Annotated in this window: 19 protein-coding genes and 1 riboswitch; of the genes, 2 read left to right on the top strand and 17 right to left on the bottom strand. The window is 42.0% G+C overall.

Features of this window, described 5'->3' with window-relative positions; all coding sequences use genetic code 11:
- Window positions 1–63: 63 nt before the first annotated feature.
- The 4 genes from DWW85_RS12655 to clpX form a co-directional block, all read right to left on the bottom strand.
- A complete protein-coding gene (locus DWW85_RS12655; protein WP_181986479.1) occupies window positions 64–864 on the bottom strand; it encodes a hypothetical protein in 801 nt (266 codons plus the stop codon).
- 159 nt (window positions 865–1,023) lie between these two features.
- Window positions 1,024–2,766 carry a S8 family peptidase gene (locus DWW85_RS02465; protein ID WP_242995991.1) on the bottom strand — a complete coding sequence of 581 codons (1,743 nt, stop codon included), beginning with the start codon at window positions 2,764–2,766 and terminating at the stop codon, window positions 1,024–1,026.
- Between the two features lie 62 nt (window positions 2,767–2,828).
- Entirely contained in the window at window positions 2,829–4,706 is a 1,878-nt protein-coding gene (locus DWW85_RS02460; protein WP_117807445.1) for a DUF885 domain-containing protein, read from the bottom strand.
- A 346-nt stretch (window positions 4,707–5,052) separates the two neighbouring features.
- Window positions 5,053–6,519, bottom strand: coding sequence for an ATP-dependent Clp protease ATP-binding subunit ClpX (gene clpX, locus DWW85_RS02455; RefSeq protein WP_117807392.1), 1,467 nt, complete (start codon window positions 6,517–6,519; stop codon window positions 5,053–5,055).
- 318 nt (window positions 6,520–6,837) lie between these two features.
- Here clpX and DWW85_RS02450 point away from each other — a divergent pair, with 318 nt between their 5' ends.
- A complete protein-coding gene (locus tag DWW85_RS02450) occupies window positions 6,838–7,176 on the top strand; it encodes a P-II family nitrogen regulator (protein WP_008402931.1) in 339 nt (112 codons plus the stop codon).
- Between the two features lie 261 nt (window positions 7,177–7,437).
- On the opposite strand, the gene proC is transcribed toward DWW85_RS02450, so the two are convergent.
- The 12 genes from proC to ribD all read right to left on the bottom strand — a co-directional run bounded on the left by proC (window position 7,438) and on the right by ribD (window position 20,077).
- Complete coding sequence (gene proC, locus DWW85_RS02445; RefSeq protein WP_117807391.1) at window positions 7,438–8,232, bottom strand: pyrroline-5-carboxylate reductase; 795 nt, start codon at window positions 8,230–8,232, stop codon at window positions 7,438–7,440.
- Between the two features lie 80 nt (window positions 8,233–8,312).
- Window positions 8,313–8,702, bottom strand: coding sequence for a DUF6465 family protein (locus DWW85_RS02440; RefSeq protein WP_117807390.1), 390 nt, complete (start codon window positions 8,700–8,702; stop codon window positions 8,313–8,315).
- Window positions 8,703–8,955: 253 nt separating this feature from the next.
- Window positions 8,956–10,323 (bottom strand): UDP-N-acetylmuramoyl-tripeptide--D-alanyl-D-alanine ligase, encoded by a 1,368-nt coding sequence (murF, locus tag DWW85_RS02435; protein WP_117807444.1) that lies wholly within the window; start codon window positions 10,321–10,323, stop codon window positions 8,956–8,958.
- Window positions 10,324–10,466: 143 nt separating this feature from the next.
- Window positions 10,467–13,079 carry an ATP-dependent DNA helicase gene (locus DWW85_RS02430; RefSeq protein WP_117807389.1) on the bottom strand — a complete coding sequence of 871 codons (2,613 nt, stop codon included), beginning with the start codon at window positions 13,077–13,079 and terminating at the stop codon, window positions 10,467–10,469.
- Between the two features lie 5 nt (window positions 13,080–13,084).
- Entirely contained in the window at window positions 13,085–13,627 is a 543-nt protein-coding gene (locus DWW85_RS02425; protein ID WP_117807388.1) for a DJ-1 family glyoxalase III, read from the bottom strand.
- 16 nt (window positions 13,628–13,643) lie between these two features.
- Window positions 13,644–14,168: a CYTH domain-containing protein gene (locus DWW85_RS02420; protein WP_117807387.1), complete on the bottom strand. Its 525-nt coding sequence runs from the start codon at window positions 14,166–14,168 to the stop codon at window positions 13,644–13,646.
- A gap of 24 nt (window positions 14,169–14,192) precedes the next feature.
- The gene (locus tag DWW85_RS02415) at window positions 14,193–15,005 is read right to left on the bottom strand and encodes a DUF1189 domain-containing protein (protein ID WP_021944373.1); all 813 of its coding nucleotides are present in this window, start codon (window positions 15,003–15,005) and stop codon (window positions 14,193–14,195) included.
- Window positions 15,005–15,808, bottom strand: coding sequence for a Cof-type HAD-IIB family hydrolase (locus DWW85_RS02410; protein ID WP_021944372.1), 804 nt, complete (start codon window positions 15,806–15,808; stop codon window positions 15,005–15,007). Before DWW85_RS02410 ends, DWW85_RS02415 begins: the two co-directional genes overlap by 1 nt.
- Before the next feature lie 121 nt (window positions 15,809–15,929).
- Window positions 15,930–16,391: a 6,7-dimethyl-8-ribityllumazine synthase gene (gene ribE, locus DWW85_RS02405; RefSeq protein WP_008402941.1), complete on the bottom strand. Its 462-nt coding sequence runs from the start codon at window positions 16,389–16,391 to the stop codon at window positions 15,930–15,932.
- Window positions 16,392–16,491: 100 nt separating this feature from the next.
- Window positions 16,492–17,688, bottom strand: coding sequence for a bifunctional 3,4-dihydroxy-2-butanone-4-phosphate synthase/GTP cyclohydrolase II (locus tag DWW85_RS02400; RefSeq protein ID WP_117807386.1), 1,197 nt, complete (start codon window positions 17,686–17,688; stop codon window positions 16,492–16,494).
- Between the two features lie 29 nt (window positions 17,689–17,717).
- Entirely contained in the window at window positions 17,718–18,374 is a 657-nt protein-coding gene (locus DWW85_RS02395) for a riboflavin synthase (RefSeq protein WP_021944370.1), read from the bottom strand.
- A 443-nt stretch (window positions 18,375–18,817) separates the two neighbouring features.
- A riboswitch (FMN riboswitch) is annotated at window positions 18,818–18,949 on the bottom strand.
- Between the two features lie 33 nt (window positions 18,950–18,982).
- Window positions 18,983–20,077, bottom strand: a complete 1,095-nt coding sequence (gene ribD / locus DWW85_RS02390; RefSeq protein WP_117807385.1) for a bifunctional diaminohydroxyphosphoribosylaminopyrimidine deaminase/5-amino-6-(5-phosphoribosylamino)uracil reductase RibD — start codon at window positions 20,075–20,077, stop codon at window positions 18,983–18,985.
- Window positions 20,078–20,200: 123 nt separating this feature from the next.
- Here ribD and DWW85_RS02385 point away from each other — a divergent pair, with 123 nt between their 5' ends.
- Window positions 20,201–20,707 (top strand): YqeG family HAD IIIA-type phosphatase, encoded by a 507-nt coding sequence (locus tag DWW85_RS02385; protein ID WP_117807384.1) that lies wholly within the window; start codon window positions 20,201–20,203, stop codon window positions 20,705–20,707.
- A gap of 136 nt (window positions 20,708–20,843) precedes the next feature.
- Here DWW85_RS02385 and DWW85_RS02380 read toward each other — a convergent pair whose 3' ends face one another.
- Window positions 20,844–22,916: a hypothetical protein gene (locus DWW85_RS02380; protein ID WP_117807383.1), complete on the bottom strand. Its 2,073-nt coding sequence runs from the start codon at window positions 22,914–22,916 to the stop codon at window positions 20,844–20,846.
- Window positions 22,917–23,081 lie beyond the last annotated feature (165 nt).

Genomic DNA, 23,081 nt, shown 5'->3' with positions numbered 1-23,081 from the left:
GCAGTTCAGTCTCCGGTGCTCTGTTCTTCACCATCCAGACTGGACTGCTTTTTATTTATATTCTTATTCTGCCGGAATAAATGGAAGGTCAATCGGTTGATCTGCTTTTGTGGATGGATCCGTTGTAGCTTCTGTCGTAGCCTCCGTTGTCTTCTCTTCCGTCGTTTTCTCTTCCGTTGTACGCTCTTCTGTCGTCTTTTCTTCGGTTGTCTTTTCCTCGGTCGTACGTTCTTCCGTCGTCTTTTCCTCAGTCGTCTTCTCTTCGGTTGTCTCCTCGGTTGTCTTCTCTTCTGTCGTCTTTTCTTCCGTTGACGGCTCTTCGGTTACGATCGGCTTCTGTTCCTCGGTCGTTACAACCGGAAGTTCATCTTCGGTTCCCGCTGCCGTTGTTACCTCATACGTCGTAGAGGCTTCCGTAGAGTAAGATGTGTGTGAATCATAGGTATTATATTCCGATGTTACTTCTATTTCTTCTTCATTCTCGGAATCGTCATTAATATTTGTAGTTGGCAAAGGCTCTTCTGTAACAATATTTACTTTCTTCCCCTCAGTAGAACTCTCTTCCTGTTGCGTCTCCTGCTTTGCCTTTTCATATTTTGCTTTATTTGTCTGAAAGAACACACCAAAGAAGGTATATTCACATATGATAAGTACAGCAAGCACTGCAACTATGATCTTCAGTATATTATCCTTCCTCCAGAACCGTTTCTTTGCAGGAACTTCATCCGTTTCCGGAACATCTGTCTGATCTGTCTCTTCCGGCTCGGTTTCATCTATATCTTCTGTCTCTATGATCCCACTTACTTCATCTATATCTTCTGTTTCAAATATTTCTGAGTTATCCGTATGAATCTTTTTATCCATATGTACCTCCGACTATTATTATCCATTCTGGCACATTTTATACATGCCCTTTACCTGTTGGTTACAAACACGTCTTATAGTATAATACACCGCACAAAATCTGTAAAATCATTTTACGAAAAATTATAAATCTTTTACATTTTTGTTACATTTACAGTGTCAGGTCCGGAGCGAATCAAAGGTATTATACACATTCAGGATTCCATAGCCCCACTCCGGGTTCGGATATTCCCTTGCAAACAGATATCCCTCTGTATCGTTCATGACATATGAAAACGGACTTCCTGCCGTTCCCGGACGAACTGCTCCCCGAATAAAATAATTACGGATCTGATTTCCATTTACAAACCGTGCCAGATCCCGGTCTCTTGCCCATTGCAGGATTAATGCCGCACACCCGGCACAATGCGCTGCTGCAACAGAAGTACCCGTTTTCCTGACAAATGTTCCTGCTCTGCCCGGACCATATACATCAACACCCGGAGCAACAAAATCCGGCTTGATATCATCTGCCGCCGTATATCCCCTGCTTCCATCCAGAAACAGCGTATCCGAATAATGATCATATGCCCCCACTCCCATCGGAACTACTCCTGTAGCCGGATTCACAAGCGTTGTTTCAGGCGTTGGTCTTATAAACCGGGTATCCGGGGAAAGAAATGCCGTGATCGGCAGCCATGCATGAAAGGTCTTCTCGGTATCACCGCTTCCATATACCCGGATCCGCCACAGACCATTTGGCGGATCAAAAAAGCGCATCATGATCAGTTCTTCTCCCGACTGATCCTCCACAAGAAAATAATCGATATATATGATCCCACCACCAAAAACCGGACGTATGACTTCACTTTTATCAAAGCGGGGAGTAATCTGACTTACAAACTCCCCACCCGGAATCTCAAATGCCACAGAATATGTATTGGGAACCGCTCCCCAGATTTCAAGTGTAAAGCTGTTATTTCCCGTAACATTAATCTCCATTTCCGTATAAGTGCTTCCCCCTTCGATCCTGCCTCTGAAATGATGCCCTGCAATTCCCTCATTTCCTGCCGGAACGGACACAGCGACTCCGGTCATGATACCAACATTTGAAAGCAGTGCTTCTAATGCAGAAGAACCAGTATGGCTCCCACTGTTCGAACCAACTCCAATCAGGATCGATATATTTTTCCGAAGTCTGCTTGCCTGTCTCCGCAGAAATGCTACCCCCATCATAATATCATTTTCCTGATATGCTTCTACGTCCTCCGGCACACCATATAGTCCCCGCAGATTATTCTTTGCCTGCTTTAATTTTACAATCACATATTCTGCTTCCGGCGCCACTCCTGTGAAATCAGCTGTCCGTTTTCCTGCTGCAATCCCTGCAAGAAAGGTTCCATGTCCATTTGCATCTGTCAGGATATCCGCTTCATTTCGTATGGCTTCATTAATATCCTCCTGCTGATATACCGTTCCATATCCGGGATTTTCTTCCTGATCTGACGGTCCCGGCACGGACTGATCCCATGCTGCAATAATTCTTGTATTTCCGGCAGCATCCAGAAACAGATCATTCCGAATATCAATCCCGGTATCGATAATTCCGATCAGAATTCCCTTTCCGGTAAGTCCAAGGATCGATTCCTGCTGTATATTCACAGCTCCGACTGCTTCTACACTACTGGTATCCATCAGCCCATACAATTTGGGGAAAAGTGTATATTCCAGTCTGGAAAAGATCTGCATATAATCCTCCGGCTTCTCCCTGTATAAAACAGCAAACCGCTCATCAATAAAGAGCAGGCAGCCGTTTTCTCTGTAAATATCCAAAACAGCTTCCCGCTCTTCGTTGTATTCAATCAGATAGTCTGCATAATCTTCCCTGTACGCTAAATTTTCACATTCCATTTCGATTCCCATCGTATGCTTTTTGTATACAGTCTATTCCGTCTGATTTCTTTCTATACCTTTTTTTGCACCTGTTATATGATCGGCCCCTGCAGCTTCTTATCCACCTGTTCCTTCAGTATATCAAACTGACATGGACCTGTTTCCAGAATGATCGTGTTAAATGTTTTCAGGTCAAAGTCATCTCCCATTTTCTCTTCTGCATAATCCCGCAGTTCTTTCATTTCATAATATCCGGTCGAATAACTCTGATATACTGCCGGATCTCCGACCATTGTCGTGTACAGCTCCTGTGCAGCACTGCCATCCATTCCATTCTTTGTCAGATAATCGGCTGTATCCTGCAACGTCCATCCCTCATAATTGATTCCCAGATCCACTCTTCCCATCATAAGATAACTCATCTCATCATTCAACTGATAAAGGGCTGCAATGGTGTCTCCATATTCCGGTTCCTCATACTCATAGTAATATAAAGAATCATAACATGCATACATCGCCCAGCCTTCTTTATATCCTAAGAAGTTCATCAAAGTCCGGACCGGCTCCGGATCCGTTGACATATAATAAGCATTTTGCAGCATATGACCCGGATATCCCTCATGTGCCAGTGTCGTCCACATGCCATCCGTATGCAGACCATTCACCCGGATCAGATTATTATCCGGATCATCGATTGCCGGCGCCATATAATAAGCCAGTACATCATCCATGATCGTTTCGAGGTTCTTATCCAGCGCCTCTGCCTTATAGTTTATCGTTCCTGCATCCGGATAATGCTCTGATGCCGTTTCCATCATTTTATCGACCATTTCCGAAGCTGTCATCTGATCGGTTTCCGCAAATATTGAATCATAATTGGCAGCAAAATATTCATATGCCGCCTGATTTCCCAAATAATACTGATATAACGATACCATGAGTTTTTGAAGCTCTGTATCCAGCATATCGATTACCTCTTCCGGCGACTTGGCTGTTCCTGCAAAATTTTTCAGCAGATATTCATAATATTCCTTGCCACCATCATAGTTGCAGATACCACCATCATTGGTTCCGGTTCCCTTCAGACCGGAAAGCACCTCTGCAACATTCCCAAATGCCGGAAGCAGGGAATTCACAACTGCCTGCTTATTAGCCTCCTTGTATTCTGCCTTTTCCTCATCCGTCAGAAAATCAAGTGCGTCAATATTATCATTAAATGTTGTTACCATAAAATGATTTTCTTTATCTGCAACAAAATCCTCGCACTGACTGATGACTTTATCGCAGACTGCATCACTCATAAAATAACCTTTTTCTGACTTTTCCTGTTCAAAATCCAGATACTCTGCAAAATAATCCGGAATCTGACCAAGCAGTTCAATATAACGTTCCACATCTCCCTTATCATCAAATCGGTAATCTGTGAAATTCGTTGCAATATTGGCCTGAAGTCCACGCATCGGGGAAAACGGCTCATACAGATATACATTATCAAAAATTCCCGCAGACACTTCAAAATACTCATCCAGCACATCATAGGTCAGCTTCTGATCCTCTGTCAGGCAGGAACGGTCAATAGCATCCAGCTTCTTTACCCAGCCTCCAAACTCTTCCTTATCCTGTCCGATCTCCTCTGCTGTCATTCCCGGGTCTCCCAGTGTGACCTCCGGTTCTTCCAGACCGTAATCCGCACCATCCTTGATCGTATAATTATACGTCAACGTGTCGTCCGTAACAACATCCTTAAAATAATCATCCAGATACTGTTCAAATTCCTGCTGCTTCTTCAGCGCATCCTCGGAGAAAGACTCCTGCGCCCTCTCTGTATTTTCAGTTGTATCGTTTTTGTCATTCAGATGTCTGCGCTCTCCCTGTGTCTCCCCACAGGCAGATAATCCAACCGCAAGAGAAATGCAGATAGCTGCAGCCATTACATTTTTACAGGTTCGTAATAATCTCTTTTTAAACATGCCCTGCTCCTTTTCGCTTTTTTTCATAGTATCACAGGATTCTGCGACCATCAAGGACTACCTTGATACAAGACTGCGGTATCAGCATCGGAAGAGTCCCTGATCATCTTTCTGCAATACATCTGTATTTTTCTTTTATCTTACCCAGAGATAACCATTTACATACTGGTGCCGCTGCAATACAACACATTCAAAAATTCCGGTTATGTTCCATTTCTGCTCTGCAATACCATCTCACGATCTAAAAATTATGAGCCAATATAATAAAGGCTTAAAGACCGTATATTTTCTGTATACAATCTTTAAACCTTATTAATTACAGTTTTTTTTCTTATTGCATCAATTATTATGATTGTTTTGTCGCACAGGCCTCGATCTGCATCGGCTCTACACCACGAAGCTCGATGATCGGATTGCCCTTGCCATTTACATAATCTCCGGTTATGATCACCCTGCCAATGCTATCATCTCTTGGGATCTGATACATGATATCCAGCATGAATTCCTCAATGATCGCCCGAAGCGCTCTTGCTCCTGTATTCTTTTCAAGTGCTTTTTCTGCGATCGCTTCATATGCAGAATCATCAAACTGAAGATCTACCTCATCCAGTGCCAGCAGCTTCTTATACTGTTTCAGGATTGCATTCTTCGGTTCCTTTAAGATCTTGATATACATATCCTTATCTAACGCATCCAATGTGAATAAGACAGGCAGTCTTCCAAGAAATTCCGGTATCATACCGAATTCCCTGAGATCCTCGTTGGTCACCTTCTTTAAGATATTCGGATCCTTGTCGTATTTGTCCTTCAGATCTGCACGGAAACCGATCGAGGACTGTTTATTCAGTCTTGCTTTAATAATATCTTCTATCGCCGGGAACGCACCGCCACAGATAAATAAAATATTCTTTGTATTGACCGTTGTCATAGGCACCATTGCATTCTTGCTTCCGGAACCAACCGGAACCTCAACATCTGCGCCCTCCAACAGCTTTAACAGTCCTTGCTGAACGGATTCTCCACTCACATCACGGCTGTTGCTGTTCTGCTTCTTTGCGATCTTATCAATCTCATCGATAAATACGATTCCCTTTTCTGCCTTTTCGACATCATTATCTGCGGCTGCCAGAAGCTTTGACAATACACTTTCTACGTCATCACCAATATAACCTGCTTCCGTAAGTGTGGTAGCATCTGTGATCGCAAGCGGTACATTCAACAGCTTTGCGATCGTTTTTACAATATAAGTCTTACCACAGCCTGTCGGTCCTACCATCAGCATATTGGATTTCTCGATCTCGATATCATCCATGGAGTCTGTCAGCACACGCTTATAATGGTTGTATACTGCAACAGACATTACCTTCTTGGCATATTCCTGACCGATCACATATTCATCTAACATTGCTTTGATCTTATGCGGTGCCGGAATCGTTGCAAGTGTCATTTCCTGTTCTTTTTTCTTCGGTTTTGCCGCTTTCTTCCTCACCTTCTGTTTATCCGGTATATCATTCATTCCCATCAGTCTGCTCATATCAATATTTCCCATATTGGAAAGATTAGAGAGATCCAGAAACTGCATTCCGCCAAATCCGCCCTGATTCAGATTATCAAAGGTCTTCTGCATACAGTCTGCACAGATATGTATATTGCCCGGCATATCGATCAGCTTTCCGGCAACACTTTCCGGTCTTCTGCAGAGATAACAATATTTCTCGTATTCATCCTCACGCTTGTCTTCTGTTTTATGATCATCAGCCACCGTCTGACTGGTCAGTTCTTTATTTTCATCATCATTTCTATAATCAGACATTTTCATCCTCCATACTTTTGTTTCCTGTCTAAAACAGCTATCTATATTAAATGATATAGCTCTGCTACATGATACCACAGATTCCATCCATATGAAAACAGTATTATTTCTGGTAAAACGGTTAAATTTTTCTAAATAATTTCCTTATTGCCGCCCTCGATTAATTAAATTAAGTACAACTACTCGCATTCCTCCCTGTTTTCCTGTTTTTTCTTCAGATAATATACAAAATCTACCATTCTGTTCCACTTGTAGAAATGAAACCGAGAATATGGTATCATATTTTTAGTTATATATGTATAGAATGGAGGGTTATACATGAAGAAATTATCAATTATTGTCCGTTCTGAAAAACTGGATGATGTAAAAGCCATTCTGGACGAATGCGGATCCACCGGTGCTACTGTATCAAATATTATGGGATATGGTAATCAGAAAGGTTATAAAACAACATACCGTGGAAGTGAGTATGTGGTCAACCTGATTCCGAAGATCAAGATCGAAACCATCGTCAAGGATGATGTTGCCGATAACATCATCTTTAAGGTATGTGAAAAGATATCAACCGGAAAAGTCGGTGACGGCAAGATCTTCGTCTATGATGTTGCCGATGTCATCCGTATCCGTACCGGCGAACACGGTGACACCGCCTTATAACATCTACCTGTCATACAAATAAATCCGCTGTGCTATACCACATCTGTTATTCCGCAAAACACTTCCGTTCTAGTCCTCGAGCAGCGGTACATAAAGCTGCAAAAGACGCAGCTTAAGTACCGGCCTCGGACAAGGTTTGCTTCATAACAGTGTAATATAGCACAGCGGATTTATTTGTATAACAGCTACGTAAGAATCAAACGCAAGTGTTCTGCGAAATAAAGTTATAGCTACCACAAGCACAGGCTTTTATAGCGGCTGTTATATTCCGCGAGTTTTGCGTACACAGGCTTTCATTGCTTCGATCACGGAGGAACGGAAGCCTTTTTCTTCTAAAACGCGAACAGCTTCTATCGTTGTTCCGCCAGGTGAGCAGACCTGATCCTTTAATTCACCCGGATGTTTTCCCGTTTCAAGTACCATCTTTGCACTTCCAAGCACGGACTGTGCTGCAAATTTATATGCCTGTGCTCTTGGCATACCATCTGCCACTGCTCCATCTGCCATAGCTTCGATCAATATATAAATATATGCCGGAGAACTTCCGCTGACCGATACACATACATCCATCAGATTTTCCGGTATTGTCTCTACTTCACCAAAGCTTCCAAGGATCCGAAGAACTGTTGCATAATCTTCATCGGTAACATATTCATTCCGACATGCTCCTGTCATACCCTCACCAACCAGTGCCGGTGTATTTGGCATTGTCCGGACAAGTCTCACACCTCCTCCAAACTGTTCCTGTAACCAGTCTAATGTTTTTCCCGGTGCTATACTGATCACAATCTGCTCTTTACGGACTACGTCCTTTATCTGAGCGATCACCTCCGGATAATACTGTGGTTTTACCGCCAGAACCAGAATATCACTGTTTTCTGTTACCTCCAGATTATCGGTTGATACCTTTACTCCAAGCTCTTTCTGAACTCTGTCAAGTGTCGCTTTCGTCTTTGCAGATGCTATGATATTCTCTGCATCTATGATCTGCTTTCTGATAATTCCCTTTATGATCGCTGTTGCCATATTGCCACAGCCAATAAAACCAATCTTCATATTTCACTTCTTCCTTTCTAATTATACAGAAAAAGCAGCATCCTTATGTTAAGAACGCTGCCCTTCCAACTATTTATAGATTAAAGACTGTAAGAACCTGATTCTCCATCAGCTGTATAGTATACCATACCTGTTTCTGGCTGGTAATATACGTTCAATTCCTTAACTGCCTTATTGCCAAGTGCTTCTTTTGCTTTTGCTACAATGTCAGAAACATTGATCTGTCCATTGTTATATTCAACAAAAACTGTCTCTGTTGTCTTAGCTGCTGGCTTCTTTGCTGCCGGCTTTTTAGCTGCTGGCTTTTTCTCTTCTTTTACTTCTGCCTTTACTGGCTCAGCCTTTACTGCTGCTTTTACTTCTTTAGCAGCTTCAGCTTTCTTTACAGCTTCAGCTTTAGCAACAACGCTTTCTACTGTTGCCTTTTTTGCAACAACCTTTTTTGCATCTTCAGTCTTCTTAGTAGCCATGATTAACACCCTCCGTTTTAAAACTAATTTCTATCACTTTACTTATGTAACAATTCATGTATGTATTCTTTATTCAAGCTAGGATTGATATTACTCCATTTTCCTTTTTTTTTCAATACAAGTACTGTTTTTTCTCCGTTTTGTACCACAGAGTGTTTTTTTTCATGAAAATCAAAGTCATTTTAGACAAACAAAACTACCAAATTTTATGAAATTTGGTAGTTTATATGGTTGTTTTGTATAATTTGCATAATTAATTCGTAAGAATTTTGACAATTTCGTCCATTTTCATGCCGTGTGATCCCTTGATCAAAACAACATCCTCTGGTCTCATAATAGCCATCAGATAAAGTGCCACTTCTTCATTATCCATAAATGAAAATGTTTTTGCATACTTTGTGTCGCAGACATCCAGTGCCTTTTTAATCTCCAAAGCTTCCTTTCCGACTACCACAACCTCATCGATCTTCTTGTCCCGCAGGTATTCTCCGATCTGATAGTGATAGCTGGCACTGTCAGCTCCCAGCTCAAACATATCTCCCAGTACTGCGATCTTTTTTCCCTCGCAGTCCATATCACAAAGCACATCAATGCTTGCCTTCATGGAATCCGGGCTTGCATTATAGGTATCATCGAGGATCGTGTATCGATTCTCCATATGGATGAGTCTCTGTCTCTGTCCTTCAAAATGTTCAAAGGCTTTTGCTGAAATTGTTATCGGAATTCCCATCTGATATGCAACTGCAATACCTGCCAGTGCATTTCTCACGTTATGTTTTCCGAGGATATCCATGGTAACATGAACGGTCTCACCATTATGAGTACAATCAAATTCCATGCCCTGCTCTCCACATTTTACATTGGACCCCTGAAAATCACAAATTTTATCTATACCAAAAGTAAGTGTCCGACATGGCATATCCGCTTTTATCTCACGCAGTAATGGATCATCTCCATTTAACAGCAACAGGCCGTCCTTATTCATATGATTGATAATAGACAGCTTCTCTTTTCTGATATTCTCCTGAGTTTTCATAAATTCAATATGTGCAACACCGATAATCGTCACCACACAGATCGATGGCTTTACAATCTCAGACAATATCTCCATCTGACCAGGTTCACTGATCCCCATCTCGATCACCGCTGCATCATATCCATCTGTCATTCTGGAAAGTGTCATCGGTACACCAATCTGTGAATTTTCATTTCCATTTGTCTGAAAACAGCGTTTTGCTGTGCTGACAGCCGCTGCGATCATCTCTCTGGTCGTTGTCTTTCCTACACTTCCTGTCACTCCGATATACGGAATATCATATCGGTCACGGATATCCATTCCAATTGCCTGAAGTGCTTTCATCGTGTCATCAACACGGATAAACGGCTTCTCTGAAATAACAACATTATCATGCTCCGATGTCAGAGTTGCAGACGCTTTCTCCATAGCGGATTCAATAAAACGATGTCCATCAACTTTATTACCCAACAGAGGAATAAACAAATCTCCCGGCTGTGCTTTTCTGGAATCAATACACAGGCCTGTGATCGGTGTATCTTCATCGCCGCAAAGCAGGAAACCTCCTGTTGCTTTCACAATATCTTTTACTGTAATATTTTTCATTTTTCCTCTATCTGCCTTTCCAGAACAGTTCCATAATTTTATATAAAAGCATGCACTGCATGCAGGCTGTAAAAAAATGCCTGCGTCCATTCTATCACATGTATATGCGAATTTCCAGTATTCTTGTATTTATATTCCCGTTTTCAGGAAAGATTAAGATTCGACCAGAACTGTTCTATGCTCCGCGAAATCTGATCAAAATTTCCAAAGACCGCATCCTGCCACTCCACCGGAAATAACGAATTATATTCCCCGGTTCCAAATCGTTCATCTAGCAACAGGATCACTCCGGCATCCGCTTCTGTCCGGATCACGCGTCCGGCTGACTGAAATACTTTATTAATGCCCGGATACAGGTATGCATATTTAAAACCATCAACCGATGAGCCAGCATATGCCTCCATACTCTTTCTGGCATTAAAATAGTCCATCATGATCTTTCTCTCATTGCACACCTGCGGAAGTCCCGGACCTACTACAACCGATCCGATCAGCCGTTCTCCGGTCAGATCAATCCCCTCAGAGAAGATCCCGCCCATGATACAAAAGGCAACCACATTTCTTTTCGCTGAAAAATGATCCAAAAATGCTTCCCGGTCTTCCTCCTTCATGTTCTGTTCCTGACAGAGCATCTCCATGCCAGAACAATCACCCTCTATCATCTGCTCATAGACCTCCTGAAGCATTTTATAGGATGGCAGAAACACCATATAATTTCCGGAATGTGCGTTAAACAACTGCCTGATATATTCAGCCACGCGCTTATACTCCTTTACAGACCGTCTGGTATATTTCGTAGATACATCCACACCAACCATGATCTGTCGTTTCTCCGGATCAAACGGAGAAGGAATATAGATAGCCTGATCGGTCACCGTATCGGACAGCATCTCCATGTAATATTTTACCGGCAGGATCGTTGCCGAAAAGAAAACAGTCGATACCCCCTTATCCAGGCAAAGCTTCAGATTATTTGCCGGATGGACGCAATATAACCGAACCATAAATCTGCCATCCGACTTAAGCTCATCATAGATCACATAGCTGTCATCGATCAGATCCGCAATATTTAAAAATGTCGTAAGTGCAAAATAAAACTCCAGTATCTCCTTACGTTCCGGGATCTGTTTGTAATCTTCTAAAAAAGCCTCCATCGTCGTATGAAGATGCAGCAGCTTCAGATATAGAACCCCAATATCATTTAAGATCTGATATCCATGCTCCGGACATTTTTTCTTCAATTCCAGAAGCTCCCGGTTGCAGGATTCCAGACTCCGTGCCAGTTTTTTGCTGTACGGCATTACCAGCCTCTTTACAGCAAGGAAATCTTCTTTATACAGCGTGGCACTGTACATGGACGATGCCCTGTCCACCAGATTGTGTGCTTCATCTACCAGAAATACATACCGTCCTGTATCATATGCTGTCTGTGAAAAGAACCGCTTCAGATTCACTCTCGGATCAAACACATAGTTATAATCTCCAATAATAGCATCTGCAAACAGGCTTGCATCCAGTCCCAGCTCAAAAGGACAGACCTGATACCTTTCCGCATAAGCCCGGATGATCTCCCGATCCATTTTTTCCTCCTGAGTGATCAATTCAAATAATGCATCATTAACCCGGTCAAAATGTCCTTTCGCATAAGGGCAGTGCTCTGCATCACATTCCATCGTCTCATTCAGACATATCTTCTCTTTGGCAGTCAACATAACGGAAGAAAACTTCACTCCACGTTCCCGCAGCAATGTAAGTGCCTGATCCGGCACGGTTCCGGCGATCGTCTTTGCGGTCAGATAAAAGATTTTCGATACCAGCCCGGTTGCAAATGCCTTAACGGAAGGAAACATCGCTGCCATCGTTTTCCCGATTCCGGTTGGAGCCTGCACAAACAATCTGCGCTCCCCTTCAATCGCCTTATACACACAGGCAGCCATCTGCTTTTGTCCTTTCCGATATTCATATGGAAATTCCAGTTCTGTAATTGACGCATCTCTGCTTCTTGCATGTGATACAGCATGATCAACCCATTTCATCATCTCATCCACTGTATCATGAAACCATTTCTCAAGAAATGAACAAGAAAACACATAAAAAAATTGTTTTACTTCTTCACTTTCCAGATTCACATATGTGATCTGTACATTGATCCGATCCAAAGACTGCTCTTTTGCATAAATATAGGCATAGCACATTGCCTGCGCTACATGAACCGTTTCCGGTACTTCGATATCGGCAAGTTTTCTGTATACACCTTTGATCTCGTCGATCGTAACATCCGCAGACTCATCCATTTCCGGCATCTGACTGGTCATTTCATCCACAGGCTCATCCATTTCTGACATCTGACCGATCGTTCCGGCAGCATTTTGTTCCATAAAGTCTTCACCGACTTCCAGATCCAGACTCTCCGTTTTTTTGAACAGCAGCCGGTTCCAATATCTATCCTCTACCCGGATCACCTGCCGCTCAATTTCCTTCTTCTTCCTGCTTCGATTCTTTTCACCCCTCAGATCTATGATCCCATCTGCTCTGCCCTCTACCGTAACATCCAGATCATGAATCCCTTTCTTCATCGTGATCTTTAAAGGAACTTCTGCATCATAATAAGACCCTGCCATTTTCTGAAGCTTCCGATGCATCTTACTTCCTGCATTCATCGCTTCCTTTGACAGAGTCCCATTACTGCTGCTTGTAATATCGCCGCATCTGTATATAAATTCTACCATATGCCTGACCGATACTTTAAATTCCATAATTCTTATTTGTAAACAATAGCTGCTGCCAGCTTCTCTGATGTATTCTGATCGGTCAGGATCTCAACCAGCTTCAGGCCAAAATCTATAGCTGTTCCCATACCTCGGCTTGTGATTACCTTACCGTCTGTTACTACACTGTCATATAATACTTCCGCACAATGAAGTCCCGCCTCCATTCCCGGATAGCAGGTAGCCTTCTTATCCTTTAAGATGCCAAATGCTCCAAAAGCAGTCGGTGCTGCACAGATTGCTGCAACATATCTTCCTGCTTCATACTGTCCGCATACAAGATTCTTTACCTTCTCATTTGCGATCAGATTCGTCACACCTGGCATACCACCTGGAAGTACGATCATATCTGCATCATCTGCAAGTTCACTGATTTTCTCATCCATCTTTACTGTGATTCCATGTGAACCTGTAACCGTATCCTGATCGTCTGCTGCCACCATAAGGCAGTCAACCTTTGCACGTCTTAACAGATCTACAACGGTCAATGCTTCTACTTCTTCATATCCTGTTTCAAATAACATTCTGACTTTCATGCTTCTGCCTCCATTCTTAATGTCCGAAAACTCTTGCCATAAATACAAGTCTCTGTTCTTCATTCATACTGCTTAATGCGCTGTTATGATACGCTCCATCCATAGATACATCTCTAGTAAACCAAGCCGGTGCTGCGAAATTATCTGCATCTTCCTTTGTCTCAAATTCGACTTCTGCATAGATCAGCCCCTGATACAGCCCCTCAAAGACATCCAGTTCAATCTTAAGTCCTGCATCCTTTTCCTTATCGCCGGTTGTTCCCTCTGTATCCGTAAGCGGGATGATATACCGACGTTTCGTCACCAGATTTCCATCAACCTTACCAAGCAACCGTTTATAATCCGTCTCATTCATCGGAAGCTCGAATTCCTGTCGTTCCAGCAATCCGCTTGACTTTACTGTAAGAATATATTGTTCATCTGCCTTTCGGATACGGATGACGGGGCTGGTCGAGATATACCCCTGCTCCAGTTCCTTATATGGATACGCTTCCAGTGAAAACGGTATCTCTTTTATCAGATATTTTCTTTCGATCTCCATAAAAGCCTCCTTTTATATCGCCCTTTATAACCAATCCTCCGGTGGTGCTGTTGTTCCCACATGACTTGCGATACCTCTGTTTATCATGGAAAATGCCAGAATCAGAGTGATCACAAACATGATCGATGATGGAATCAGGAAGTCCAGACAGGTATTCACGGATGTCAGCAGCATCGGTAAAGTCAGTCCGTAAAGACATACCCGGAATACATTTCCATAGGACAGCCCTGTATGAAGACCTTTCGCAAGTGTCCGTGCGACGATCGAAAATACAAGTGCAAGGAAGATCATCTTTATTACACTTCCGAACATAATTGCAATGTACATAATGACAATAGCCACATAGAACGCCGGCACTGCGGATGCAAGCTGATCATTGTTAAACCCATCATAGAATAATTTGTCGAGATCCATCGTTGAATATTCATACGTCTGTCCGCCGTTTATCATTCCCATGACTACATTCTCTTTGCCAAATGCAATATACACGCCATTTGTCTTGATATCATCAAGTGTAATTCTGTCATAATCCGTATTCATATATATCGTTGCATTTCCAATATCCAGTGACATCTCTGATTCTGCCGTAAGCTTACCATCCTCGATCACAAACTGCGGAACCTTATTCGTGATCAGGTTATTTAACCCTCCCACATGCATGATAAAGGTAATGACACCGATTCCAAACTCGATAAAGGTCAGAATAAAAGCGATCAATATCATAAATCCTACCGTCTTGCTCGCTTTTAACTTCGTCAGATGCTTATAATTTTTCGGGCTGGATACCGCGATAGCTAACTGATCGACCATCGTTACTTTTGAATATTCTTCGTCCATTAGATAATCTCCATTTTTTTCATAGCTTTATAGATTCCGTCTTCTCTGACATCATCCGTTACAAGACGGACTTTCTTTCTCAGATACTCCGGACCTTTTTTCATTATAATACTATTTGGCACATATGCCAACATAGGTTCATCATTACTTCCGTCTCCAAATGCATAGGCATTTTCTAATGGCAGGTCAAAATAATCAAGCAGATACCGGATACCGGTTGCCTTCGTATATCCCTTTGGCACAACCTCACAAAAATTTCCCTCTCTCTGGATATACATATAATCTTTTTCCAGATATTTCTTAAATGCTTCCAGATACGGAGTATCTGCATCATACCATGCACAAAACTTATCAAAGATCTGATCGTTTGCCGGATCATCATTCTCCATATAGGTGCTGGTCGCTTTAAAATAACTGATTAGTTCTTTTAAATGCTCATTATCGGAAAAAGCAGCGCTGGTAAACACCTTGTCCGCATGTTCGTATACGGCATCCATTTTATATTCCCGACATTTCCGAATCACACCTGCACAGACCTCATATGGTGTATCATGATGAAACAATGTCTCTCCATTATAAACAATATGCGTTCCGCAGCCGCAGACAAAGCCATCAAAGCCTGCGCTTCTGATCTCTTCTGTCACATTGCAGAATACTCTTCCCGTATTGATAAATGCCAGGTGTCCGTTCTCTCTTGCCTTTTGTATTGCTTCTTTTGCACTGTCCGGAAAATACCGTTTTCCATCATCCGTGATCAGAGTTCCGTCGATATCAAAAAAGAGAATCTTTCTTGTCTTATTCATGTCTATTTCCTCCGTTTATTATCGCATAAGAACAAAAACGCTCCACGCAGTATGAATACATTCAGGGTTCTATGACCTTTGCATCATAAAACCCTGAACCCTCGTTTATGCTATGCAATTTTTATAACTGCTTCATCAGGTCAATCATCTCAAGTGCGCCCATTGCACAATCGTAACCCTTGTTACCTGCCTTTGTTCCGGCACGCTCGATTGCCTGCTCAATATTCTCTGTTGTTACAACACCGAACATAACAGGAATACCGGATTCAAGTGAAACAGATGCGATTCCCTTGGACACTTCATTACATACATAATCATAATGACTGGTTGCTCCACGGATAACTGCTCCAAGGCAGATCACTGCATCATATTTTCCTGACATCGCCATCTTCTTGGCTACAACCGGAATCTCAAATGCTCCCGGAACCCATGCAACAGATATGTCATCCGGATTTACGCTGTGACGTAATAATGCATCCTCTGCACCGCTTACCAGTTTTGATACGATAAATTCATTAAATCTTGCTGCTACAATACCGATCTTGGCACCATTTGCTACGATCATTCCTTCAATCTTCTTCATTTTATTATCCTCCTGTTATTGATTCGATCTCAATATTTACAATTGCTTATTCTCTGTTACCACTAAATCATTATGCATATAATTCCCAGTCCATATGGCTTTACAGATCAAGTATATGACCCATCTTTTCTTTCTTTGTCTTCAGATAAAATGCATCAAATTTGCCCGGCTGCATCTGGATCGGTACTCGTTCCACAATCTCAAGATTGTATCCTGACAAACCATATACCTTTAATGGATTGTTCGTAAGCAGTCTCATCTTTCTGACACCAAGGTCTACTAAGATCTGTGTTCCAATCGTGTAATCTCTTGCATCTTCAGGGAAGCCAAGCTTCAGATTTGCCTCTACGGTATCTAAACCCTGATCCTGTAACTGATATGCTTTGATCTTATTGATCAGACCGATCCCACGTCCTTCCTGTCTCATGTACAGAAGCACGCCTCTGCCTTCCTTTGCGATCATCTTCATCGCTGCATCATACTGCTGGCCACAGTCACAACGGGCTGAACCAAGTGCATCTCCGGTCAGACATTCGGAATGAACTCTGCATAATACCGGCTCGCCATCCGTGATATCACCCTTTACCAGTGCCACATGATGCTCGCCATTTAATTTATTGATATATCCATAGATCGTGAACTCCCCATATCTGGTTGGCATCTTTGCCTTTGCTACACATTCTACAAATACTTCATGTTCCTTACGATACTGAACTAACTTTTCGATCGTGGAGATCTTCAGGTTGTGCTCCTCAGCAAATGCAAGCAGATCATCTTTTCTTGCCATTGTACCATCATCCTTCATGATCTCACAGCACAGACCACATGGCTTCAAGCCTGCAAGTCTGCACAGATCAACCGTTGCCTCTGTATGTCCGCCTCGTTCAATCACTCCGCCCGGAACAGCGCGTAATGGGAACATATGACCCGGTCTGCGGAAATCCTCCGGCTTTGCAGCTTCTTCTACGAACTTTCTGGCTGTAATGCCACGCTCATACGCTGAGATTCCGGTTGTAGTGCTTACATGATCAACAGAAACTGTAAATGCAGTACAATGATTATCTGTATTTGTGATGCACATCTGCGGAAGATTTAATTTCTCCACATAAGAATCATCCATCGGCATACAGATCAGACCTCTTGCATATTTTGCCATAAAGTTCACATTCTCCGTGGTCGCGAATTCAGATGCGCAAATGACATCTCCTTCGTTCTCTCTGTCTTCGTTATCGAGCATAACGACCACCTTACCGGCTGCCAGATCTACTAATACTTCTTCTATACTGTTTAATTCCATCTGTCTTTACCTCCATAGGAACATTTATTTTATAAGAATCCATTTTCTGCCAGAAAATTCATATCTACTTTTTTCCCTGCATCCGGTTCTTCTTTGTCTTTAAAATGGAGCAGCTTATCTACATATTTGCCAATCACATCGTTTTCCAGATTGACCACTGCTCCGGTCTGCCTGCGGATCAGCGTTGTCTCCTCCGCCGTATGTGGGATGATCGAAACCTTGAAGCAGCGATCATCGACATAAGCAACCGTCAGGCTGATTCCATCGATCGTAATCGATCCCTTCTCGATGATATACTTTAATAGCTTTTTATCACATGTTATTGTCACCCAGATTGCATTTTCTTCTCTAGTGTACTCTGTGATCACCCCGGTTCCGTCGATATGTCCGGATACGATATGTCCACCAAATCTTCCATCTGCCGCCATCGCCCGTTCCAGATTTACCCTGCTGCCGGAGCTTAAGGTTCCGAGATTGCTTCTTCTTATCGTCTCTGCCATCACATCTGCCGTAAACAAATGCCCCGACATTCCTGTGATCGTCAGGCATACCCCATTGACAGCTATGCTGTCACCGATCTCGCTTCCCTGCAGAACCTTATCTGCCTCTATGGTCAGGCGACCGGATGATGTGCCTTTTTCTATCTTCTTAATCGTGCCTGTCTCTTCCACAATGCCTGTGAACATGACTGCCTCCTTTTCGGGGACGTTTTTTTGCAAACAGTCATTTCGTCACCCCATTGACTCTTGTTCCGTAAAACGCTTGCGCTCTATTTTCATGTAACGGTACTAAACTCACTGCCCTTTGCAGTTCGTTAAGGACCGACATGAAAAAAGGTTTACTACACAAGATCAATGGAGTAACAAACTGACTATTTACAAAAAAACTGTCAACCTAATTAATTAACAACTTACTCGTTGAATTACTTCTTTTAACATGTTAAGTTCCTATATAACTTAACATAAAAAAAGCCAGAGAACTATGTCTCCGGCGGGTTATTTGTTATGAAATGTTGCTGCAGATTTCTTTAATATTTTTTCATTCAACAGCATATTGTAAAACATTCAACTACACATTCCATCATGTCCGTATTCATGTTTTAATTTCAATTTGCTATTGAAATTCTCTCTGCATTCTTCTTTCATCCAGACTTTACTGTCGGCTTTGGATTCTCACCAAATCATGCCTTACGGCTCGCGGGCTCACATAGATTACTATGTATACCGCCGGTGGGGAAATGAGCCCCGCCCTGAAGACTTCAACATGGTTATATTGGCACAGTTTGTTATGTTTGTCAAGCTGTTATCTGAAAATACTGAAGCATAATATCTGCTCCAAACCTCTGAATGGAACCAAGCGCAAACGGATAGGCTTCTGCCGGTGATTCTACTCCCACACCAGCGACCGGCGTATAGCCTGCACTTCCACCAAAAATCTTCGGTGCTATATAGACATCGACCTCTTTTACAATGCCTGCTTTTAATGCACTTTCATTTAAAGTGCCTCCACCTTCAAGCAGAATTCCGTCTATATTTCTTACTCCGAGCTGTTTCATCAGTTCCTGCAGATCCACATGACCATCCACACTCTCCGTCTCGATGATCTCAACGCCTGCCCCAATCAGCTTCTGCTTCTTATCTGCCTGATCCTCTGACTGTATGGTTGCAAGAATCGTCGGTACTTCCGATGCTGTTCTAACGATCTGAGAATCCATTGAAATCCGAAGTCTGCTGTCGCAGATAATTCGAACCGGATTTCTTCCTCCCTCTATCCTGCAGGTAAGCGACGGATCATCTTTTATCACCGTCTCGCTTCCGACCATGATACCTGTAAGTGCATTTCTCTGCTCCATTACATGGGCTCTTGCTTCTTCGCCGGTGATCCATTTACTCTTTCCACTGTATGTTGCAATCTTCCCATCCATAGTCATTGCATATTTCATTACGACATATGGTGTCTTATTTACAATATAATGGAAAAATACCGGATTCAGGCTGTCACATTCTTCTTTTAATACATGTGTGATAACTTCAATCCCTGCATCCCGTAGTATCTGATATCCCTTTCCAGATACAAGCGCATTCGGGTCATCCGATCCGACATAGACTCTGCTGATCTTATGCTCGATGATCGCATTCACGCACGGAGGCTGTTTGCCATAGTGGCAGCAGGGCTCCAGCGTCACATACATTTCCGCGCCCGCTGCGTCCTCTGTCAGATGTGCAAATGCATCCCTCTCCGCATGAAGCTCTCCGTATTTTCTGTGATATCCCTCACCAATAATCCGCCCATCCTTTACGATCACTGCTCCAACCAGCGGATTCGGATTTACCGCTCCGATTCCTTTTTTTGCCAATTCAATGGCTCTCCTCATATATGTTTCCTGCATACTGTCTAACCTCGTATTTCTTATCTGACCATTATCTGTTTCTTATATACTTCCTGTATATTTCTTGACAAATCCGTTTTACACTATTTATAATTTCACTATCTTATACTATTGGAGTTTAACATGTTTCAGAAATTTTATCCATCAGAATATTATACATCAACCTATGTCATTGATTTTGCCGAATATTATAAAAAAGGATATCGTGGCATCTTATTTGACATCGACAATACCCTTGTTCCCCATAATGCTCCGGCAACAGAAGAAGCAATCAAACTGATCCAGAAGTTAAAAGCGATCGGATTTGGCATCTGTCTGGTATCCAACAACAAAGAGCCAAGGGTTGCGGAATTCAACAAGCCTTTGGATGTAAAGTACATCTATAAAGCCGGAAAGCCAAAACGCACCGGTTACCAGAAGGCCATGCAGCTTCTTGGTACTGATACAACAAATACCCTCTTTGTCGGCGATCAGTTGTTTACAGATCTCTGGGGCGCAAATAACACCGGTATCACGTCACTGTTAGTGATGCCAATCGACAAAAAAGAAGAGATCCAGATTGTCCTGAAGCGGATCCCTGAAAAATGGATCTTGCATTCCTACCTGAAAAAGCATCAGATTGTACGGTAAATCAGGCAGGCATGTTCCATAAAAATAGTATCATCTCTCATTTTTCTAACAATAAAGAGGTATACATTTCAGATCTAAGTTTTTCATCTGGAATGTATACCTCTTTTTATTTGCTCTTATTGTCTAAGCTTTTATACTAAACTAACATATCCATATTCAGACGTTTGATTACCTGGAAGGATTTTGCACGAAGCTCTTCTGCATCAAACTGTGACAGCATGGTATCTTTGTCCCACTTTGTCTTCATCAGTGCATTTAACAGATCTTCGATATACGCCTTTACATATTTTACATTTTCTTCCGACTTGTCTTTCAGAAGAACTACGATGTTATCAATTGCTTCAATCACACCGGACTCCTGCTGCTTTACAGGTGCCTGACCTGATTCATCAGATAACTCGATAACCTTACCTGTCTTGGTAATGATTACCTTCTTATTCGGAGAGCTTGCAGCCTTTGAAGTTCCCTTCTTGTCAAGCATTCTGTGAATTACTTTTACAAGACATGCAACAGCATAAGTTGCTTCTTCTGCAGTTGGCTTCTCAAGGCCCTTATCATTATGCTGATTCCATAACCATTCAGACTTACACAACATTTCTTCTACAGATGCATCACGTAGTAATCTTGCAAGATCTGCATCAGCCGCTGAGCCTTTGTTCTTTCCGAAGAAACCACCACCGGATGTCTGTGTCTCCTGACCGTACTTTGCAGGCAATACAATCTTTGCATAAGTTTCCTGTAAATACTTCTTTGCTGTATTCAGATCATATCCTGAACTGATGATCTGCAGCTTACCACCGCCAAGTCCATTAACGATCATATCTTCAGCAGCCATAAATAACAGGTGCTTCTGTCTGTCGTCGATCATCTTCTTGATCTCGTAGTTGGTCTTGCTCTTCTCAAGAATTGAATTCTTACGAACCTTAAATGCCTTGATCTTTTCCTTTACACTGAAGAACTGCTTCAGAAGATTTGGATTTGCATTTACATAATTATTGATCCATGTTAATTCAATGTACTGATGCTCGATCTTATTTGAAATCTCATATACATTGTATCCGTCAAATACAACATTTAATGTTGTATAGAGAAGTTCAAGCATCTCATACTTTTCTTCCCATGAACGTGTTGACATATCCTGATTTACGATTGCCTTGATACCACATTCGTAGAATACAAGGTTATATTCATACAGACCTTCAAAGATATTTGTCTTGCCATTCAACTGGGAACCGGTTCCAAGTGTCTGAAGATTCTTCTTCATCTCCGGTTCATCCTCGATATATTTGTATACCTTCTTGATAAATCCTGAAACCTCAGCAAGAAGAGTATCGATCCTCTTGTTGTAAATCTCCTGCTTGGAGATAGCAGATACAACGCTTCTGGACAGTACACTTGTACTCTGTGCACTGTTACAGTTACGAATCAGCTCCTTGAAATTCTCATATACCGCAAGATTGTCAATTGGAATGTATTCTGCATTTAATCCGTAGAATTCAAATGCTTTTCCATAATTCTTGTCATTGATATATGCATTAAACAAGCCAATGCTGAACTGAATCTTATAATCATTTCCAACATGTGGATCTTCCACTACATAGTCAAAGAGAACTTCCAGATTGTTGATGTATGCATCTGATTTTGCTGATGAAAGTGGGAGTCCCATCTCCATTACAACATTGATCAGATCCAGATATCCCATCACTGCCTTATCAAAGTTCTTTGGTCTGTCGTCATCCTCTAAGATCTGATAACTTACATTGATAAGTAATGGTGCGATACGCTCGCCGATCAGCCGCATAGCCTCCGGGAACTTCTCTGTCTGATACAGATAGATCAGCCAGATGCTGTATCTGTAAATACCAGTTGCACTGATAGGTGCATCGATGTCTGATGGATCAATATCACCATAAATAAATTTAAATAATGGCTCTATCCACTCTTCAATCTCATAACGTCCGGTTGCCTTAATATTAAAATCAACGAATTCAGCAAGCTCATATAACTTTGTACACTGAGCCTTTACTTCATCATCAACCATCATGGATGATAAATCAAAATTACTGTCTTTCAGATAATCAATAACAAGTGCATAAAAACCGTCCTCAACCTGCTCGTTCAAAAATCTGATCAGTAATCCTTTGTTATTGGATGCTGCTATGGATAGAACATTATTATCATTGTCTGATGCAATGTTAGCTGGTAGCATATTCTATTCCTCCTTTTTTGTCTATTCTTTGTATGCTTTCGATAAAATTTCCTTCATATTTATAACTATATCACAAAACATTTTACTCTTCAATCAGTTTTTGGTAATTTCTACAAATCGTCATTGTGCATAATTGCTGAAAATACAAATCCTATGAATTGAAAA

It is taken from the genome of Clostridium sp. AF17-21AC (genome assembly GCF_003461365.1).
Classification (GTDB): Bacteria; Bacillota; Clostridia; order Lachnospirales; family Lachnospiraceae; genus Coprococcus; species Coprococcus ammoniilyticus.
This window is presented reverse-complemented; position numbering and strand designations above follow the sequence as displayed.